The following is a 19,915-nucleotide window of genomic DNA, read 5'->3' as shown; positions in this document are numbered from 1 at the left end:
GGCGCGGCCTGGCTCAAGCAGAGTGGAACCGCGTATCGTACGACACGTCTCTGCAGCATAATGCTGCGGGGACTTTTTTTATGGCGTTCTGGGGCTGTCGCTCCGACTCCGCAAGACGGTTTCCAGCGTCTTCGGGTGCTCGGGCTGCCCCAGAGCCGTCAAACCTGGTTTCGTGCAGTTGGGCGCAGTTGCAAGAACTTTTCGAGAAAATCCCAGGGTTCGAGTGCCGGTAGAGCGGAGTTGCACGATCTTTTCGAGTAACTTTCCCGACTCAAGTCCTCGTCAGGGGGCTCACCGCTGCCCAGCAGAATAAAGCCCAATGAATGGGCCAGCTAAGAATCAAAATGCATTTATTTTCGCGTTACGCCCATGAATTGCGGTGCCTAAATGCCAAAATACAACTAACTTCCTTCAATCGGGCGAAATTATAAGGCTTTTAGCCAAATGAATGGTATTTTGGTCCTTACTGCTGTTAAAAGGCGGCAATTTGAAGAAATAGATGTATTTTTGGGCTTAGCAAGCAGACGTGACAGAGGGACGGACGGCGAAACTGCAGCACTTATCCGATTCGTTCGTACTGAATGGATTATATCGGCGAAAGAAGGCGTTCATCATGGGGGTATGGAGCAACATCAAATCCGATATCGACGCGGTCATGGAGAACGACCCCGCGGCCAGAAGCCGATTCGAGGCCGTCTTCACGTACTCCGGCCTTCATGCCATTTGGGGGCATCGGATCGCGCATTTCTTCTTCAAGCGCGGATGGTTTACCGTGGCGCGGTTGATTTCGCAGATCAGCCGGTTCTTCACCGGCATCGAAATCCATCCGGGCGCCAAGATCGGACGAAAGTTGTTCATCGATCACGGCATGGGCGTCGTCATCGGGGAGACGTGCGAAATCGGCGACGAGGTCGTCATCTACCAGGGCGTAACGCTCGGCGGAACGGGCAAAGAGAAAGGCAAACGCCACCCGACCATCGGCAACCGCGTCGTGATCGCGTCCGGAGCCAAAGTTCTCGGATCGTTCAAAGTGGGGGACAATTCGAACATCGGGGCGAATTCCGTCGTGCTGCGGGAGGTGCCTCCCAACAGCACCGTCGTCGGCATCCCGGGCCGAATCGTGAAGCGGGACGGCAGGCGGGTCGGGGACAGGCTGGACCACACCAACATTCCGGATCCGCTGATCGACACGTTCCGTTACATGCAGAAGGAGATCAACGAATTGAGGGCGGAGATCGAACGGCTGAAAGAAGCCGGAGTCGTGCGGGGGGCGAGGCAGGCGGGGGATCCGGCGGGTCCGAACGAGTCCGCGCAGGACGGCCAACCGGCAGGTCCGAACAATACCGCGCAGCACGACAAACCCGGTCAGGACGATCCTGGGCAGCCGGCCAAACCGGCGGAGCCCGTGGCGACCGCGCCCTACGACAAATAAAGGAGCTAACCGAAACGTGACCCTTCACATTTACAACACCATGTCCCGGAAATCGGAGCCGTTCGTTCCGCTTACGCCGGGCAAAGTGAACATGTACGTCTGCGGGCCGACCGTGTACGACTATATCCACATCGGCAACGCGAGGCCGCTGATTTTCTTCGACGTGGTCCGGCGGTATTTGGAATACCTGGGCTACTCGGTCAATTTCATCGTCAACTTCACCGACGTCGACGACAAGATGATCCGCAAGGCGGAGCAGCTCGGAAGCACGGTGCCGGAAATCGCGGAGACCTACATCGGCGCCTATGTGGAAGACCGCGACTCGTTAGGTGCGAAAGCGCCGACGGTGACGCCTAGGGTGACAGACACCATGCCCGAAATCATCGCGTTTGTCGCGGATCTCGTGGACAAAGGCCTGGCATACGAGAGCGGAGGGGACGTGTATTTCCGAACGGGCCGGTTTCCTGATTACGGGAAGCTGTCGCACAAGAACCTCGACGAACTGCAGTACGGAATCCGGGTGGAAGTCGACAAACGCAAGGAAAACCCGCAGGATTTCGTGCTATGGAAGGGCGCCAAACCGGGCGAGATCTACTGGCCGAGCCCGTGGGGCGACGGCCGTCCCGGCTGGCACATCGAGTGCTCCGCCATGGCGCTCCGTTACGCCGGTGAGACGCTCGACATCCACGGGGGCGGACAGGACCTGCAATTCCCCCACCACGAATGCGAAATCGCGCAATCCGAATCACTGACGGGCAAGCCGCTGGCTCGGTATTGGATGCATAACGGCTTCTTGAACATCGATAACGAGAAGATGTCCAAGTCGCTCGGCAACGGCGTGAAGGTCCGGGAAATCCTAAAGCGGACGAGCGCGCAAGCGATCCGGTATTTGATGCTCTCGGCCCATTACCGCAACCCGCTCAATTACAGCGACGAAATCGTCCGGCAAGCCGAGAACAGCGTGGAGCGGCTGGCCAACTGCCGCGACAACCTCAAGCATCGCCTGGCCGCGGTGGCCAAGGACATGCCGGCCGTTCCGGCGGAGGACGACGCGGAAATCACCGCCCGGCTTGAGGCGCTTAAGCAAGAGTTTGAAGCGCGGATGAACGACGATTTCGGCACGCCGGACGCCATCACCGTATGGTTCAAGCTCGTTTCGGAGGCGAACGCTTATTTGCAGCGGCCGGTTGCGCGGGAAAACGTGCTGCGAGAGCTGCTGGATCGGATGGCCGAGATGGACGGGGTGCTCGGGCTCTTGCCGCCGGAGGCGGAAGCGGAGCTGCCGGACGAAGAGATCGACGCGCTGATCGCCGAACGGGCCGAAGCCCGCCGAAGCCGCAATTTCGCCCGCGCCGATGAAATCCGGGATTTGCTCGCGGAACGGGGAATCCTGTTGGAGGACACGCCGCAAGGGATCCGGTGGAAACGCAAATGACGGAATCCGGGCCGGCATCGCCGGCGAACCTTAATCCAGCCGTCATCGCGCCGATTCTTCCCGAGGGCGTGCCTGTCCACCAACTGTCCCCCGTGGTGCTGGCTTATATCGGGGACGCCGTCTTCGACGTTTACGTGCGGCAGCGGCTGATCGCGGGAATCAGCCGCAAGCCTCATGAATTGCACCGCGCGGCGACGAAGTATGTCTCCGCCGCCGCCCAGGCCCGGCTGCTCGAACGGTGGATGCCACTGCTGACCGAAGAAGAAGCGGACATCGTGCGCCGGGGGCGCAACGCCAAATCGGGACAGCCGCCCAAGAATGCCGATCCCGGCGATTACCGCCACGCGACCGCGCTGGAATGCCTGATCGGCTACTTGTTCTACCGAGGCGAGCGGGCCAGGCTGGAGCGGCTGGTCGGGATCGCGTTCGAGCCGAATACGGAATCGCCGGAGCATTCGGACATCTAATATGCAGGCTAAAGGACGATGAACATGAATAACCGCAACCGCGGCCGCGGAACAGACGGCGGCCGTTTTCCATCCGGTAAAGGCGCCTCGCGGGACGGAGGACAAGGCGGAGGAGCCCGCGGCTTCCGAGCCGAAACCGGACGCAAGCCGAAGCCGCCCGCACGCGTCCGGCCAAACGCCGAGTACGCGCCGGAAGACGCCGGGGACGATCCGGTGCAGGGCGAAGAGCAATATTTGGCCGGCAAGCATCCGGTGCTGGAAGCGCTGAAAGCCGGCCGGGCACTGAACAAAATCTGGGTGTCCGAGCAGGCCCAGCGCAGCCTCGTCGCCCCGATTCTAGAAGAGGCGAAGGCGAGGGGCGTGGTCGTCCAGACGGCGGATAAACGCAAGCTGGACCAGCTTGTGCCGGACTTGCCGCACCAGGGAATCGTCGCCCAGGCCGCAGCCGCCGCCTATTACGAGGTGGACGATTTGCTGGCCCGCGCCGCGGAGCGGGGGGAGCCTCCGCTGCTCGTGCTGCTCGACGAGGTGGAAGACCCCCACAATCTCGGCTCCGTCCTTCGGACGGCGGACTGCACCGGGGTGCACGGCGTCATCGTTCCCAAGCGCAGAAGCGCGAGCCTGACCGCCGTCGTGGCCAAGACTTCGGCGGGCGCGGTCGAATACGTGCCGGTCGCCCGGGTGGCGAACCTCGTGCAGACGATCGAGAAGCTCAAAGAGGCCGGCGTGTGGGTCGCCGGCGCGGCGGGCGAGGCGCCGGGCGACGTCTACAGGGCCAACCTGACCGGACCGCTCGCCGTCGTGATCGGGAACGAAGGCCGCGGCCTGTCCCGGCTCGTGCGGGAAAGCTGCGACTTCCTCGTGTCGCTGCCCATGTTCGGCCGGATCAATTCGCTTAACGCGTCGGTGGCCGCGGGCGTCATTCTGTACGAGGCGGTCCGTCAGCGTCGCGCGGTCCCCGCCGCCGGCGGCGCCCCGACGGCGAGCGGAGACGGGCATGCTCCGGCGTGAGGACGTCCTGATCGTCGACGGCTACAACATGATCGGCGCGTGGCCCGAGCTGTCCGCCTTGAAGGCGGACAAACTCGAGGACGCGCGGGATAAATTGCTAGGCTTGCTGGCGGATTACCAGAGCTACGCGGGACTGACGGCCATCGTCGTATTCGACGCGTTCCGGGTTCCCGGACTGGGGGCTTCGTTCCGCCAGCTGCGCCTTCGCGTCGTGTATACGCGGGAGAGGGAAACGGCCGACGAGTGCATCGAAAGGCTGGTCGGAGAGTGGACGTCGGTCCGCCGCAACGTGTACGTGGCGACATCCGACATGGTTGAACAGCACGTGGCGTTCGGGCGGGGCGCTTTGCGCCTCTCGGCCCGGGAGCTCAAGCTTGCGGTGGACCAGAGCCGCCGCGAGATCGAGTCGGCCATCCGGCCGGAGGGGACGGTCAAACGCAATCCATTGGGGGGCGCGGTGAGCGACGATATCCAAAGACGATTGGAGCTCATGAGAAGAGGGATGACGGAAGACGGGTCCTGAAATGGGCGAGGATGGCAACATTGCCATCCGGGAATCTCTCAATCGGCGCCAAATCCATTGACGCTGCAGGCTTCATCAAGTATGATTGGTAGTAGTTTGGTAACCGATTTGGTAGAATTCGCGTTTCCAGCAGGGAAGCATGCCGGAGGGATGAACACGTGAGCGTCGACTTGGAGAAGCTGGCAGTGCGCGAATATGACTTCAAGACCGACGAGGACATCGTGGAATCCGTCCGCCTGGGCGACGGCGAAGCGCTGGAATACCTCATCAACAAATACCGCAATTTCGTACGTGCGAAAGCGCGTTCCTATTTTCTGATCGGCGCGGAGCGGGAAGATATCGTGCAGGAAGGGATGATCGGCCTCTACAAGTCGATCCGCGACTTCAAGGGCGATAAGCTGGCCTCGTTCAAGGCGTTCGCCGAATTGTGCATCACCCGCCAGATCATCACCGCCATCAAGACGGCGACCCGCCAGAAGCATATCCCCCTGAACTCATACGTTTCGCTGGACAAGCCCATTTACGACGAAGACTCGGACCGCACGCTGCTCGACGTGATTTGCGGCTCCCGCGTGTGCGATCCGGAAGAGATGATCATCAATCAGGAAGAGTTTTTCGGCTTGGAGGACAAGATGTCGGAGATCCTCAGCGACCTGGAGCGCAAGGTGCTGATGCTCTATCTGGACGGTCGGTCCTATCAGGAAATCGCTGTCGATCTCGATCGCCACGTGAAATCGATCGACAACGCGCTGCAGCGCGTCAAGCGCAAGCTCGAGAAGTATCTCGAGGTGCGGAATCTCGTAAGTTGATCTCATTCCCGTAGAACATCCGGCAGCCGGTTCGCGCGCTGCTTTTTTTAATCCGTCGGAACAGTCATGCTGCCTGATTCCCGAATCTTCTTTAGAAGAATTCGGAAGCTTGTTTCCGTTTCGGGGGGTTAAAAATACCGGAAAACAGAAAGAATGATGCTAGGCTCTGAGGCCGGGGCCGTTCCATAACCTGCCACGGGTTGTTCCCCCAACCTTTTCGTTGACATGACTTTGGGCCTGTGATAAATTATTTTAGTAACCTTTAAGGTGGCATCGTGTGCGCAGGCCCTGAATCATCGGCGAAACGCCAGGTTTCGTTGTAATGACGACCTGGTCAGCGCAGTCGGACTTTCCGTCTGACGGACGGGGTCGCTGTGCCGCCGGTTCGATTCTTTTTTTATGAGTTACTCCCGGGAGGTGGAAGGGATGCGGGTCATCATCACTCTCGCTTGCACGAACTGCAAGCAGCGGAACTACACGTCGACCAAGAACAAGCGGACGCACTCCGATCGCATGGAGTTGAAAAAGTTCTGCAGACACTGCAATGAACATACTCCTCACCGCGAAACGCGCTAAGCAGCAGTGAGAGTTTGCTCCGCAAACTCCCTATTACAGGAGGTATGGACGTGACTTTCCTGGCCAAAATGAAACAGAGCTTTGGGTCCTTTTTTTCGTTTTTCGGTGACAGTTGGAGCGAATTGAAAAAAGTCCGTTGGCCGAACCGGAAAGAACTGATCAGCTACACCGTCATCGTTATCGTGACCGTGCTGCTCGTCACGCTCTACTTCTGGGTGCTGGATATCGGAATTTCTCAGCTCGTCGATCTTGTCATTTGACGCGGGAACCAAAGGTGGATTTTCCCATGGAAAAAAGATGGTATGTCGTACACACGTACTCCGGTTACGAGAACAAGGTCAAGACGAACCTGGAGAAACGCGTGGAATCGATGGGCATGCAGGACAAGATCTTCCGCGTGCTCGTCCCGATGGAAGAAGAGATCGTCAACAAGGACGGCAAGAAGAAAACCGTGATGCGCAAAGTGTATCCCGGCTACGTCCTCGTCGAGATGATCCAGACCGACGACTCCTGGTACGTGGTCCGCAATACGCCCGGCGTAACCGGTTTTGTCGGTTCCACGGGATCCGGCTCGAAGCCGACTCCGCTGCTGCCCGAGGAAGTGGATCAGATTCTGCGCCACATGGGCATGGAAGAGCCGAAGCCGGTCATCGAATTCGACCTGAAGGAGAACGTCCGCGTCAAGGTCGGGCCTTTCGCCAATTTTGTCGGATCCGTGGAAGAGATTCTGCACGACAAGATGAAGCTGAAGGTGCACGTCAACATGTTTGGCAGGGAAACGCCAGTTGAGTTGGATTTCACTCAAGTGGAGAAGATATAATTTTCTGCGTTTCCAAGTAGCAAGGAGCGGGAGGGACGAGTGTCCCGTCGAACCGCAATCTGGGCAAGGAGGTGTGCATCATGGCAAAGAAAGTCATTAAAATGGTCAAATTGCAGGTTCCCGCAGGCAAAGCCAACCCGGCGCCGCCGATCGGTCCCGCACTCGGTCAAGCAGGCGTCAACATCATGGCGTTCTGTAAGGAATTCAACGCCCGTACGGCGGATCAAGCCGGCCTGATCATCCCGGTCGTGATCTCCGTATTCGAGGACCGTTCCTTCACGTTCGAGACGAAGACGCCGCCGGCAGCCGTATTGCTGCGCGTCGCCGCAGGCATCCCGAAAGGATCCGGCGAGCCGAACAAGAAGAAAGTCGCTACCGTGAAACGGGACAAAGTCCGCGAGATCGCCGAGCAGAAAATGCAGGATCTCAACGCGGCTTCCGTCGAAGCGGCTATGCGGATGATCGAAGGTACCGCCCGCAGCATGGGCGTCACGATCGTCGACTGATCGAGCCCGGCTTCGGCCGGCAGCGCAGCGCTCTCTCCGAGGGCGTTTGCGGCGCAGTGCCGTAGCCCGGCGCTCGCCGTCCGCGCGACATTCGTCGCGCTTGTGGTGATTAGCCGAAACCGGCTTTCACCGCCCGCGCACTTTGTGCGCTTGTGGGAGGAGACTTCCGTTAAAACCACACAAGGAGGAGAACATCATGGCCAAACACGGCAAGAAATATGCAGAAGCCGCCAAGCTGATCGACCGCGACGCGACCTACGAGCCGCTCGAAGCGATCGAGCTCGTGAAGAAAGCGGCGACGGCGAAGTTCGACGAAACCGTCGAAGCGGCCGTCCGTCTCGGCGTCGATCCGAGAAAGCAAGACCAGAACGTGCGCGGCGTCGTCGTCCTGCCGCACGGCACGGGCAAAACGAAACGCGTTCTCGTATTCGCGAAAGGCGACAAGGCGAAAGAAGCCGAAGCCGCCGGCGCGGACTACGTCGGAGATCAAGATCTCATCAATAAAATCCAGCAGGGTTGGTTCGAGTTCGACGTCTGCGTCGCGACTCCGGACATGATGAGCGAAGTGGGCAAGCTGGGCCGTATCCTCGGCGGTAAAGGCCTCATGCCGAACCCGAAAGCCGGCACGGTAACGTTCGACGTTTCCAAAGCGATCCAAGAGATCAAAGCCGGTAAAATCGAATACCGTCTGGACAAAGCCGGACAAATTCACGCACCGATCGGCAAAGTCTCGTTCGACGCCGACAAGCTGAACGAGAACCTCAAAGCCCTGATCGACGCGCTGAACCGCGCGAAACCGGCGGCAGCCAAAGGCGTTTACCTGAAGAACGTCTCGATCTCTTCCACCATGGGACCGGGCGCGCGCGTAAACGCGGCGAACTACCGCTAATTGCCGTTTGACAGCGGGCGCAAGCCCGTGGTAAGATGGCGTGGTTGCAAGTTTAACAAACGAATATCAATGCCGTAGACCGTAGGTGCTTTAGCGGCAAGTGCTGAGAGGCAGTAATCGCCGACAGAAACTTGCGCGGTAAGCTTAATTTCCTACCGAGGTGTGTGGATACAATCGAACGGGATGGGCTTTGCCATGCGCGCAGCTGTCCGCGTTTCGAATGATCATGCCCCTGCGTCTGCGGGGGCATTTTTCATGTTCTCCGCGGCAAGGGAAACACCGATACGGTGAACCAAGAACCAGGAGGTGCACACCATGGCAAATGCGAAAATCATCGCCGGCAAACAGCAGGTGGTTGAGGAAATCGCAGCGAAGCTGAAAGAGAGCACGACGACGGTCGTCGCGGATTACCGCGGTCTGAACGTGGCTCAAGTCACCGAGCTCCGCAAGCAGCTGCGCGCAGCCGGCGTCGAGTTCCAAGTTCTGAAGAACTCTCTCGTCAGCCGTGCGGCCGACAGCGTCGAACTCAGCGATCTGAACGAAGTTCTCTCCGGCCCGACTGCCGTTGCTTTCGGTAAGGATGCCGTTGCTCCCGCGAAAATCATCAACGATTTCGCGAAGAAGAACGACGCCCTGAAAATCAAAGGCGGAGTCGTGGAAGGCCGCGTTGTCGACACGGCGCAAATCCAAGCGCTCGCCAACCTGCCGTCCCGCGAAGGCTTGCTGTCCATGCTGCTCAGCGTACTGCAAGCGCCGATGCGCAACGTTGCGCTCGCCGTCAAAGCGGTCGCAGAGAAGAACGAAGCTACGGCGTAATCCGTTTTCGTCTGCAAGCCCCATTCAAAATCACAATATAATGGAGGGTTAACCCCAATGAGCAAAGAGCAAATCTTGGAAGCCATCAAAGGCATGACCGTTCTCGAACTGAACGATCTGGTTAAAGCGATCGAAGAAGAATTCGGCGTAACCGCAGCAGCACCTGTTGCTGTCGTTGCAGGCGGCGGCGCTGCTGCCGAAGTGGAAGAGCAAACGGAATTCGACGTCATCCTGACGGATGCCGGCGCTTCCAAAATCAACGTCATCAAAGCCGTTCGCGAAATCACGGGTCTCGGCCTGAAAGAAGCGAAAGACCTCGTTGACAATGCTCCGAAACCGATCAAAGAGAAAGTGTCCAAAGCTGACGCTGACTCCGTTAAAGCGAAACTCGAAGAAGCCGGCGCGAAAGTCGAAGTTAAGTAATTTCGATTCGATGCGGCAAGCATAAACGGCTTTCGCCGTCCATACGGACGGCGAAATACGTTTCTATCGAAGGTGATTCAGGAAGTATACATCGTTCGTATACGATATGAATCACTGATCAAACCCCTTGAAGATCATCTTCAAGGGGTTTGTTTACGCAAAATACGGGGAAAAATGGGACATACGGCCGAATCCGGCAACAGGACGGAACGCAGGCTCCTGATCCGGCTCGACATGGGCATGCGTTGCGTGGTGTTGCCGGAGGGACGCCGCGGAGGGGGGTCCGCCTTGAACGATCATTATTATTCGCCGCGGCCTGCCGCCGCCAGCGACCGGCGCACGTTCGAAACGGAGCTGCGGGGATATCCTCTGAAGCTCACTTCGGATGCCGGGGTTTTCTCGAGGGAGGGCGTGGATTACGGGAGCAAGGCGTTGATCCGCAAAATGGAGATCCCGCCGGGCGCCCGGGTGCTCGACGTCGGATGCGGCTACGGTCCGATCGGCTTGACCGCGGCGCGTCTCGCTCCTTCGGGGCATGTTGTGATGGTCGACATCAACGAACGCGCCGTGGAGCTGGCCCGCCTGAATGCCGAGGCCAACGGAATCCGCAACGTAAGCTTTGCCCAGAGCGACAAGCTCGCCGCGGTCCGGGGTCAAACCTTCGACGTCATTCTGGCCAATCCGCCGATCCGCGCGGGCAAAGCCGTCGTCCACGAGATTTTCGAGCAAGCGATAGACCATCTGAATCCGGGGGGTTCGCTCTGGATCGTCATCCAGAATAAACAAGGCGCTCCTTCCGCGAGAGCGAAGCTCGAGGAGTTGTTCGGCGAGGAACAGGTAGAGGAAGTCGGCAAAGACAAAGGGTATAGAATTTACTGCGCAAGAAAAGTTTGACTTGACATTTTGGCTGTGGTATCATTTAAAAATGTCAGTATTAGGATGGGCTTATTGTCTTTATCGAAGAAAAGCTTTTTCGGCCCGTATCCTTGGCCAGGAATAAATTCGCTTGGAACAGCGTATAATGGGTTTGTTTTGGGCTAATGACTGGATAAGGGTGCCATTGTGCCGCCAATCGGCGCATAAGGGCTTTTCTTTGTTTTTGTGTTGAAGCAGACTGAAGGGGTGAGGTTAAGTTGGCAGGACATCTTGTTCAGTACGGCCGCCGCACTAGGCGCAGCTATGCCCGCATCAATGAGGTGTTGGACGTCCCGAACCTGATCGAAATCCAGCAGCAATCCTACCAGAAGTTTCTGGACGAGGGCTTGCGGGAGATATTTCAGGACATTTCGCCGATCCAGGATTTCACGGGCAATCTCGTGCTGGAGTTTATCGACTACAGCCTGGGGGAACCCAAATATTCCGTCGACGAATCGAAGGAACGCGATGTCACCTATGCGGCGCCGCTGCGCGTGAAAGTGCGTCTGCTCAACAAGGAAACCGGCGAAGTGAAGGAGCAGGAAGTGTTCATGGGCGATTTCCCGCTCATGACCGAGACCGGCACGTTCATTATCAACGGCGCGGAACGCGTTATCGTCAGCCAATTGGTCCGCTCCCCGAGCGTCTACTACAGCACGAAAGTGGACAAAAACGGGAAGAAGACGTTCACCGCCACGGTGATCCCGAACCGCGGTGCTTGGCTGGAGCTGGAAACGGACGCCAAGGACATCGTGTACGTCAGAATCGACCGCACGCGGAAAATTCCGGTGACGGTGCTTTTGCGCGCTCTGGGTTTCGGCACGGACGCCGAGATTTTGGACCTGCTCGGGCAGGACGAGTTTATCCGCAACACGCTGGAGAAGGACAACACCGATTCCACGGAGAAAGCGCTCATCGAGATTTACGAGCGCCTTCGCCCGGGCGAACCGCCGACCCTCGAGAACGCGCGCAGCCTGCTGATCGCCCGGTTCTTCGATCCGAAGCGCTACGACCTGGCCAACGTGGGCCGTTACAAAATCAATAAAAAGCTGCATATCAAGAACCGTCTGTTCGAACAGCGCTTGGCCGAAACCCTCGTCGACCCGTCTACGGGCGAAATCATCGCCGAAGCCGGCCAGATGGTGGACCGCCGCCTGCTCGATCAGATTCTTCCCGCCTTGGAAAAGAACGTCGGCTTCAAAAACTACCGGGTCGTCGGCGGCGTCAACGAGGCGGACGATATCCCGCTGCAGACGATCAGCGTATTCTCTCCGATCGAAGACGGCAAAGTCGTGAAGGTGATTTCGAACGGAATCATCGACAAACAGGTCAAGCACATCACGCCGGCCGACATTATCGCTTCGATCAACTACTTCATGAATCTGCTCCACGGCATCGGCACGACGGACGACATCGACCATCTCGGCAACCGCCGCCTGCGTTCGGTCGGCGAGCTGCTGCAGAACCAGTTCCGCATCGGTCTGTCCCGGATGGAGCGCGTCGTGCGGGAGCGGATGTCCATTCAGGACCAGAACGCCATCACGCCGCAGGCGCTCATTAACATCCGTCCGGTCATCGCCGCGATCAAGGAGTTTTTCGGATCCTCGCAGCTGTCGCAGTTCATGGACCAGACGAACCCGCTGGCGGAGCTGACGCACAAGCGCCGTCTGTCCGCTCTCGGACCGGGCGGTCTGACGCGCGAGAGAGCCGGCATGGAGGTGCGGGACGTCCACCCTTCGCACTACGGCCGGATGTGCCCGATCGAAACGCCGGAAGGTCCGAACATCGGGCTGATCAACTCGCTGTCCACGTTCGCGCGGATCAACGAGTACGGCTTTATCGAGGCGCCGTACCGCAAGGTGGATCCGAAGACGAACCGCGTGTCGGACGAGATCGTCTACATGACCGCGGATGAAGAGTACAACTACATCATCGCACAGGCGAACGTTAACCTGAACGAGGACGGCTCCTTCGCGGAAGACCACGTTATCGTGCGGTACAACAAGCAGGCGGACAACATTCTGCAAATGCCGAGCGACCGCGTCGACTTCATCGACGTATCGCCGAAGCAGGTCGTGTCCGTCGCGACCGCGATGATCCCGTTCCTCGAGAACGACGACTCCAACCGCGCGCTCATGGGATCGAACATGCAGCGGCAAGCGGTGCCGCTGCTCGTGCCGGACGCCCCGTACGTCGGCACCGGCATGGAGCACAAAGCGGCCAAAGACTCCGGCGTATGTATTGTGTCCAAATACGACGGCGTCATTGAACGCGTTGCCGCGAACGAAATCTGGCTCCGCCGGATCGAAACGGTCGACGGCAAGGAAGTCAAAGGCGACCTCGTCAAATACAAGCTTCAGAAGTTCATGCGTTCCAACCAGGGAACGTGCATCAACCAGCGCCCGATCTGCAAGAAGGGCGAAATCGTCAAGAAGGGCGACATCCTCGCCGACGGACCTTCCACGGACCAGGGCGAGCTCGCGCTCGGGCGCAACGTCGTCGTGGCGTTCATGACGTGGGAAGGCTACAACTACGAGGACGCGATCCTGCTCTCCGAGAAGCTCGTCCGCGAAGACGTCTATACTTCGATTCACATTGAAGAGTACGAGTCCGAAGCGCGCGACACGAAGCTCGGACCGGAGGAAATCACGCGCGACATCCCGAACGTCGGGGAAGACGCGCTGCGCAACCTCGACGAGCGCGGCATCATCCGCGTCGGCGCGGAGATCGGCGCGGGCGACATCCTCGTCGGCAAGGTCACCCCGAAGGGCGTCACCGAGCTGACGGCGGAAGAGCGGCTGCTGCACGCGATCTTCGGCGAGAAGGCGCGCGAAGTCCGTGACACCTCGCTCCGCGTGCCTCACGGCACCGACGGCATCGTCGTCGACGTGAAGGTGTTCACCCGCGAGAACGGCGACGAATTGCCGCCCGGCGTCAACCAGCTGGTTCGCGTCTACATCGCGCAGAAACGCAAAATCTCGGAAGGCGACAAAATGGCGGGACGCCACGGCAACAAAGGCGTTATCGCCCGGATCCTTCCGGAAGAAGATATGCCGTTCCTCCCGGACGGCACCCCGGTGCAGGTCGTGCTCAACCCGCTCGGCGTTCCGTCGCGGATGAACATCGGCCAGGTTCTGGAAGTCCACCTCGGCATGGCGTGCCGCTACCTCGGCATCCGCGCGGCGACGCCGGTATTCGACGGCGCCCGCGAGAACGACGTGTTCGACACGATGGAAGAAGCCGGCATGCAGCGCAACGGCAAGACGAAGCTGTACGACGGACGCACGGGCGAGCCGTTCGAGCGCGAAGTCACCGTCGGCGTCATGTACATGATCAAGCTCGCGCACATGGTCGACGACAAAATCCACGCGCGTTCCACCGGTCCGTACTCCCTCGTTACGCAGCAGCCGCTGGGCGGTAAAGCCCAATTCGGCGGCCAGCGCTTCGGGGAGATGGAGGTATGGGCGCTCGAAGCGTACGGCGCCGCTTATACGCTGCAGGAAATTTTGACCGTGAAGTCGGACGATGTCGTAGGACGCGTCAAAACGTACGAGTCGATCGTCAAGGGCGAGAATGTGCCGGAGCCGGGCGTTCCGGAATCGTTCAAAGTATTGATCAAGGAGCTTCAGAGTCTCGGGATGGACGTCAAGATCTTGACCGAAAACGAAGAAGAGATCGAGATGAAAGAGACCGACGACGAAGACGATGCCGCAGGCGACAAGCTGAATCTCAATCTCGAGGGTTCGGAAGTCGGCGTAGAATAGTGCGCTGATCACGTGCGACTCCGTCGTCACGTTTCAGCCGGCACTAGCGTGATCGGAAGGGCGCGACCCTGTCGCCGCGTTCCGATCACGTCGGCGCAACGGATGGAATTCGGCTATGCCGTCATGGATCCGTTGCGCGATGCGCGGAAGACGCGGCGCTTGCCGCGCTTGATCCGTCATGCAGGACGACCGAACCTTCGGGACCGCCGCTTGCGTTCGGAAATTCTCAGCAAGAATGAAGGAGGGCTTGCTCCTTGTTAGACGTCAATAACTTTGAGTTCATGAAGATCGGGCTCGCATCCCCGGACAAGATCCGGTCCTGGTCGCGCGGCGAAGTCAAGAAGCCGGAAACGATCAACTACCGGACGCTGAAGCCGGAGAAGGAAGGCTTGTTCTGCGAGAAGATTTTCGGTCCGACGAAGGACTGGGAATGCCATTGCGGCAAGTACAAGCGCGTCCGCTACAAAGGCGTCGTCTGCGATCGCTGCGGCGTCGAAGTGACCCGCGCGAAAGTCCGCCGCGAGCGGATGGGCCACATCGAGCTGGCCGCTCCGGTTTCGCATATCTGGTATTTCAAAGGGATCCCGAGCCGGATGGGGCTCGCGCTCGACATGTCTCCTCGTTCCCTGGAAGAGATCATTTACTTCGCCTCCTACGTCGTCACCGATCCGGGCGACACGCCGCTGGAGAAGAAGCAGCTGCTCTCGGAGAAGGAATATCGCAGCTACCGCGAGAAGTACGGCTATGCTTTCCAAGCCGGCATGGGCGCGGAAGCCGTGAAGAAGCTTCTTCAGGACATCGATCTCGACCGCGAGCTCGACATGCTGAAGGAAGAGCTCCGCACGGCCCAAGGCCAGCGCCGCAACCGCGCGATCAAGCGCCTCGAGGTCATCGAGTCGTTCCGCAACTCCGGCAATCTGCCGGACTGGATGATCCTCGACGTGCTGCCGGTCATTCCGCCGGAATTGCGCCCCATGGTGCAGCTCGACGGCGGACGGTTCGCCACGTCCGACCTGAACGATTTGTACCGCCGCGTCATCAACCGGAACAACCGGTTGAAACGCCTGCTTGACCTCGGCGCTCCGGACATCATCGTCCAGAACGAGAAGCGGATGCTCCAGGAAGCGGTAGACGCCCTCATCGACAACGGCCGCCGCGGACGCCCGGTAACGGGCCCGGGCAACCGCCCGCTGAAATCGCTGAGCCATATGCTCAAGGGGAAACAAGGCCGATTCCGCCAGAACCTGCTCGGCAAACGGGTCGATTATTCGGGACGTTCGGTTATCGTCGTCGGACCGAGCCTCAAGATGTACCAATGCGGCTTGCCGAAGGAGATGGCGCTCGAGCTGTTCAAGCCGTTCGTCATGAAGGAGCTCGTGCTCAAAGGCCAAGCGCACAACATCAAGAGCGCGAAGCGCAAAGTCGAACGCGTCAGCCCGGAAGTATGGGACGTACTCGAGGAAGTCATCAAGGAGCATCCCGTCCTGCTGAACCGCGCGCCGACGCTTCACCGCCTCGGGATTCAGGCGTTCGAGCCGATTCTCGTGGAAGGACGCGCCATTAAGCTGCACCCGCTCGTATGTACGGCATACAACGCCGACTTCGACGGCGACCAGATGGCCGTCCACGTGCCGCTGTCCGCCGAGGCCCAAGCCGAAGCCCGCCTGCTCATGCTGGCGTCGGGCAACATCTTGAACCCGAAGGACGGCAAACCGGTCGTTACGCCTTCGCAGGACATGGTTCTGGGCTGCTATTACCTGACCATGGACAACAAGGAAGCGCCGGGCACCGGCTTGCGCTTTGCCAACGTGAACGAAGCGGTCTCCGCTTACCAGCGCGATCCATACAACGTTTCGCTTCACGCGCGCGTGATCATTCCGGTTCGCGAGCTGAAGAAGAAGACGTTCACGCCGGAACAGCAGAACGCCCTGATCGTCACGACGATCGGCAAAATCATTTTCAACGAGATTTTCCCGGATACGTTCCCCTACATCAACGAAGCGACGAAAGACAACCTGCTCAAGGGAACCCCGGACAAATATTTCGTTTACGACAAGGGTGCCGACCTGGATAAGGTGATCGCGGAGCTTCCGACGTCGGGCGCGGTCGGCAAGGAATACCTGGGTACGATCATCGGCGAATGCTTCCGTATTTACCATACGACGCAGACGTCGGTCATCCTGGACCGCATCAAGCAGCTCGGCTTCACCTATTCGACCCGCGCGGGCATCACGATCGCGGTCTCCGACGTTACGGTGCCGAAAGAGAAATACGACATCCTGAAACAATCGGAAGAAAAGGCCAAGGTCATCACGACCCAGTACCGCCGCGGTCTGATCACCAACGAGGAACGTTACGACCGCATCATCGAAATTTGGAGCCGGGCGAAGGACGAAATCACCGACGTGCTGATGAAGTCCATGGACCGCTACAACTCGATTATGCTCATGGTCGATTCCAAAGCGCGGGGCAACAAATCGCAGATCACCCAGCTGGGCGGCATGCGCGGTCTGATGGCGAACCCGTCGGGCCGGATCATCGAATTGCCGATCCGCTCGAACTTCCGCGAAGGCCTGACCGTTTTGGAATACTTCATTTCCACGCACGGCGCGCGGAAAGGTTTGGCGGATACGGCGCTCCGGACGGCAGACTCGGGTTACTTGACCCGGCGTCTCGTCGACGTCGCGCAAGACGTGATCGTCCGCGAAGAAGACTGCGGCACCGACAAGGGGATCCTCGTCGCCCGCATCGAGGACGGCAAAGAGGTTATCGAGGACTTGTTCGACCGGATCGAAGGCCGCTACGCGTTCGAAACGGTTCGTCATCCGGAAACGGGTGAAGTTCTCGTCAACGTGAACGAATTGATCGACTCCGTCAAAGCGGAGACGCTGATCAAGGCCGGCGTGAAGAAGCTCCAGATCCGTTCCGTGCTCAGCTGCCGCGCCCGCCACGGCGTGTGCAAGATGTGCTACGGCCGCAACCTGGCGACCGGCAAGAAAGTCGAAATCGGCGAAGCCGTCGGCATCATCGCGGCCCAATCGATCGGCGAGCCGGGTACCCAGCTCACGATGCGTACGTTCCATACCGGCGGCGTTGCCGGCGACGACATCACGCAAGGCTTGCCGCGGATCCAGGAGCTGTTCGAAGCACGGAACCCGAAAGGCCAGGCGATCATCTCCGAGATCGACGGCGTGATCAAGGAAATCCGCGAGACGAAGGACCGCCGCGAAATCGAAGTGCAGGGCGAAGCCGAGACGAAGGTGTATCCGGTCAGCTACGGCTCCCGCATCCGCGTGGTGCAAGGCCAGAACATCGAGGCCGGCGACGAGCTGACGGACGGCTCCATCGACCCGAAAGAAATGCTGCGTATCAAGGGGATCCGCGGCGTGCAGAACTACATCCTTCAGGAAGTTCAGCGCGTATACCGGAACCAGGGCGTCGAGATCAACGACAAACACGTCGAAGTCATGATCAAGCAGATGCTCCGGAAGATCAAGATCGTCGACCCCGGCGATACGGTGCTTCTCCCGGGCGCATTCGTCGACATTCACGAATACGAGGCCGCGAACCGCGACGCCATTCTGAGCGGCAAGGAGCCGGCGGTTGCCCGCCCGGTGCTGCTCGGGATCACCAAGGCATCGCTCGAGACGGATTCGTTCCTCTCGGCCGCGTCCTTCCAAGAGACGACCCGCGTGCTGACCGACGCCGCCATCAAAGGCAAAGTCGACCGCCTGCTCGGCCTCAAGGAGAACGTCATCATCGGCAAGCTCATCCCGGCCGGCACGGGGATGTCGCGGTACCGCAACATCCGCGTCGTGTCTCCGCTCGACGAGCCGGATGAAGAATCCGCCGAACTGGCGACCGTATCCGCGGAGTAAGTTGAATTTACGCTAGCGAGCGGCGACCTGCGGGTCGCCGTTTTTGCGCGCGGTGCGACAGAATGCGACGGGAACGGACGGCTTTTGAAGCCGATTTTGCCAGGTCGAAGAAGACGTGAAGAAATCGTTTGGCACCGCGATAACTTTTCTTGACACCGGCATACGTCTGGTGCTACTATGTTTGAGTGTGTGCGTAACGAATTCTTTCTGTGATCGATGGAGGTCGGTGTCCATGACAGCGAGCGAAGTTGGTTTCAGCGCAGAAGGAAACGTGGTTATCGGCACGAAGCAAACGACGAAGGCGGTCGAGGGCGGCATAGCCGTCGAAGTCTTCGTAGCGCAGGATGCAGATCCCCGCATGGTGACGCGGATCGTCCAGTTGTGCGAACAGAGAGGCGTTAAGCTGACGCAGGTGGACACGATGCGGAACCTGGGCAAGAAATGCGGAATCGATGTAGGCGCAGCCATGGCTGCCTTGGTCGTCGACTCCGTTGACTGCTCGGATATGCGACCTACGGTCGTTGAGGAATAAGTTTGACGGGAAGCGTCGCGAAGCGATCATTACGGTGAGAGCCCGCGGTGCGGCCCTTTCTCGTTTCTCAAAATGAACCGCCTGGATCTGTGGGCTTTGCAAGCCGGCTGTCAGACTCATATTTTTGTTCGAATTCATGGGAAGGGGGTGGCAACATGCCAACAATCAACCAACTCGTTCGCAAAGGCCGTCAACCGAAAGTGGTCAAATCGAAATCTCCCGCGCTGCAGAAGGGATTCAACGCCCTGAAACGCGTAGAGACCGATCTGAGCGCGCCGCAAAAACGCGGAGTATGCACCCGCGTAGGCACGATGACGCCGAAAAAACCGAACTCCGCACTCCGTAAATACGCGCGGGTACGTCTGACGAACCGCGTCGAGGTGACTGCCTACATTCCGGGGATCGGCCACAATCTGCAGGAGCACAGCGTCGTGCTTATCCGCGGGGGCCGCGTAAAGGACCTTCCGGGTGTACGTTACCACATCGTCCGCGGCGCGCTTGACACCGCAGGCGTCAACAACCGGATGCAAGCTCGTTCCAAATACGGCACGAAACGTCCGAAAGCCAAAAAATCCTAATCCCGTGGACGGAGCGGATCATCCGCCCCTCGCGGAATCGACACGAAAGAGAAAGGAGGAGCTTAAATGCCTCGCAAAGGACCTGTTCCGAAACGGGATGTTCTCCCGGATCCGATATACAACAGCAAGCTCGTAACCCGTCTCGTCAACCGCATCATGATCGACGGCAAGAGAGGCGTTGCGCAACAAATTTTGTACAATGCGTTCAACCTGATTCGCGAACGCTCCGGCAAGGACCCGATGGAAGTATTCGAAGCTGCCATCAAGAACATCATGCCGGTTCTGGAAGTCAAAGCCCGCCGCGTCGGCGGCGCCAACTACCAAGTTCCGGTGGAAGTGAAGCCGGAGCGCCGCACGTCGCTCGGACTCCGCTGGCTCGTCAACTACTCCCGCAACCGCGGCGAGAAGACGATGGAAGAGCGCTTGGCTGCCGAGATCCTCGACGCTTCCAACAACACTGGAGCATCGGTGAAGAAGCGCGAAGATACGCATAAAATGGCGGAAGCGAACAAGGCGTTCGCCCACTACCGCTGGTAATCGA

The 19,915-nt window shown here is 59.1% G+C and carries 18 protein-coding genes, 1 pseudogene and 1 other annotated feature; all 19 genes and pseudogenes read left to right on the top strand.

Going from position 1 to position 19,915, the window contains the following annotated elements; translation table 11 throughout:
• Window positions 1-613: 613 nt before the first annotated feature.
• Window positions 614-1,252, top strand: a pseudogene (cysE, locus tag GE107_RS24680) (serine O-acetyltransferase); the annotation flags it as partial.
• Between the two features lie 196 nt (window positions 1,253-1,448).
• The gene (cysS, locus tag GE107_RS24675) at window positions 1,449-2,867 is read left to right on the top strand and encodes a cysteine--tRNA ligase (RefSeq protein WP_219644190.1); all 1,419 of its coding nucleotides are present in this window, start codon (window positions 1,449-1,451) and stop codon (window positions 2,865-2,867) included.
• Entirely contained in the window at window positions 2,864-3,334 is a 471-nt protein-coding gene (locus tag GE107_RS24670) for a Mini-ribonuclease 3 (RefSeq protein WP_219644189.1), read from the top strand. The genes cysS and GE107_RS24670 overlap by 4 nt, the downstream gene beginning before the upstream one ends.
• Window positions 3,335-3,547: 213 nt before the next feature.
• Window positions 3,548-4,345 carry a 23S rRNA (guanosine(2251)-2'-O)-methyltransferase RlmB gene (gene rlmB, locus GE107_RS24665; RefSeq protein ID WP_370636526.1) on the top strand — a complete coding sequence of 266 codons (798 nt, stop codon included), beginning with the start codon at window positions 3,548-3,550 and terminating at the stop codon, window positions 4,343-4,345.
• Window positions 4,332-4,868 (top strand): NYN domain-containing protein, encoded by a 537-nt coding sequence (locus GE107_RS24660; protein ID WP_219644185.1) that lies wholly within the window; start codon window positions 4,332-4,334, stop codon window positions 4,866-4,868. The genes rlmB and GE107_RS24660 overlap by 14 nt, the downstream gene beginning before the upstream one ends.
• 158 nt (window positions 4,869-5,026) lie before the next feature.
• The gene (gene sigH, locus GE107_RS24655; protein ID WP_123042147.1) at window positions 5,027-5,677 is read left to right on the top strand and encodes an RNA polymerase sporulation sigma factor SigH; all 651 of its coding nucleotides are present in this window, start codon (window positions 5,027-5,029) and stop codon (window positions 5,675-5,677) included.
• Between the two features lie 426 nt (window positions 5,678-6,103).
• The gene (rpmG, locus tag GE107_RS24650) at window positions 6,104-6,253 is read left to right on the top strand and encodes a 50S ribosomal protein L33 (RefSeq protein WP_123042146.1); all 150 of its coding nucleotides are present in this window, start codon (window positions 6,104-6,106) and stop codon (window positions 6,251-6,253) included.
• A gap of 50 nt (window positions 6,254-6,303) precedes the next feature.
• The gene (gene secE / locus GE107_RS24645) at window positions 6,304-6,513 is read left to right on the top strand and encodes a preprotein translocase subunit SecE (RefSeq protein ID WP_219644183.1); all 210 of its coding nucleotides are present in this window, start codon (window positions 6,304-6,306) and stop codon (window positions 6,511-6,513) included.
• 26 nt (window positions 6,514-6,539) lie between these two features.
• Window positions 6,540-7,073 (top strand): transcription termination/antitermination protein NusG, encoded by a 534-nt coding sequence (gene nusG, locus GE107_RS24640; protein WP_219644181.1) that lies wholly within the window; start codon window positions 6,540-6,542, stop codon window positions 7,071-7,073.
• 80 nt (window positions 7,074-7,153) lie between these two features.
• Complete coding sequence (rplK, locus tag GE107_RS24635) at window positions 7,154-7,579, top strand: 50S ribosomal protein L11 (RefSeq protein ID WP_219644179.1); 426 nt, start codon at window positions 7,154-7,156, stop codon at window positions 7,577-7,579.
• A 196-nt stretch (window positions 7,580-7,775) separates the two neighbouring features.
• A complete protein-coding gene (gene rplA / locus GE107_RS24630) occupies window positions 7,776-8,468 on the top strand; it encodes a 50S ribosomal protein L1 (RefSeq protein ID WP_219644177.1) in 693 nt (230 codons plus the stop codon).
• Window positions 8,469-8,522: 54 nt separating this feature from the next.
• Window positions 8,523-8,733, top strand: a sequence feature (ribosomal protein L10 leader region).
• A 50-nt stretch (window positions 8,734-8,783) separates the two neighbouring features.
• Window positions 8,784-9,284: a 50S ribosomal protein L10 gene (rplJ, locus tag GE107_RS24625; protein ID WP_219644175.1), complete on the top strand. Its 501-nt coding sequence runs from the start codon at window positions 8,784-8,786 to the stop codon at window positions 9,282-9,284.
• 57 nt (window positions 9,285-9,341) lie between these two features.
• Complete coding sequence (gene rplL, locus GE107_RS24620; protein ID WP_219644173.1) at window positions 9,342-9,707, top strand: 50S ribosomal protein L7/L12; 366 nt, start codon at window positions 9,342-9,344, stop codon at window positions 9,705-9,707.
• 288 nt (window positions 9,708-9,995) lie between these two features.
• The gene (locus tag GE107_RS24615; RefSeq protein WP_219644172.1) at window positions 9,996-10,601 is read left to right on the top strand and encodes a class I SAM-dependent methyltransferase; all 606 of its coding nucleotides are present in this window, start codon (window positions 9,996-9,998) and stop codon (window positions 10,599-10,601) included.
• 239 nt (window positions 10,602-10,840) lie between these two features.
• The gene (gene rpoB / locus GE107_RS24610; protein ID WP_219644169.1) at window positions 10,841-14,386 is read left to right on the top strand and encodes a DNA-directed RNA polymerase subunit beta; all 3,546 of its coding nucleotides are present in this window, start codon (window positions 10,841-10,843) and stop codon (window positions 14,384-14,386) included.
• A 281-nt stretch (window positions 14,387-14,667) separates the two neighbouring features.
• Window positions 14,668-18,264 carry a DNA-directed RNA polymerase subunit beta' gene (gene rpoC, locus GE107_RS24605; protein WP_219644247.1) on the top strand — a complete coding sequence of 1,199 codons (3,597 nt, stop codon included), beginning with the start codon at window positions 14,668-14,670 and terminating at the stop codon, window positions 18,262-18,264.
• A 232-nt stretch (window positions 18,265-18,496) separates the two neighbouring features.
• The gene (locus tag GE107_RS24600; protein WP_219644168.1) at window positions 18,497-18,796 is read left to right on the top strand and encodes a ribosomal L7Ae/L30e/S12e/Gadd45 family protein; all 300 of its coding nucleotides are present in this window, start codon (window positions 18,497-18,499) and stop codon (window positions 18,794-18,796) included.
• Between the two features lie 155 nt (window positions 18,797-18,951).
• Window positions 18,952-19,374 carry a 30S ribosomal protein S12 gene (gene rpsL, locus GE107_RS24595; RefSeq protein ID WP_123042135.1) on the top strand — a complete coding sequence of 141 codons (423 nt, stop codon included), beginning with the start codon at window positions 18,952-18,954 and terminating at the stop codon, window positions 19,372-19,374.
• A gap of 66 nt (window positions 19,375-19,440) precedes the next feature.
• Window positions 19,441-19,911 carry a 30S ribosomal protein S7 gene (gene rpsG, locus GE107_RS24590; RefSeq protein ID WP_219644166.1) on the top strand — a complete coding sequence of 157 codons (471 nt, stop codon included), beginning with the start codon at window positions 19,441-19,443 and terminating at the stop codon, window positions 19,909-19,911.
• Window positions 19,912-19,915 lie beyond the last annotated feature (4 nt).

The organism is Cohnella sp. CFH 77786 (assembly GCF_019400745.1).
Taxonomy (GTDB): domain Bacteria; phylum Bacillota; class Bacilli; order Paenibacillales; family Paenibacillaceae; genus Cohnella.
The sequence above is the reverse complement of the archived record's forward strand: the minus strand, read 5'-3'. Positions and strand labels throughout refer to the sequence as shown.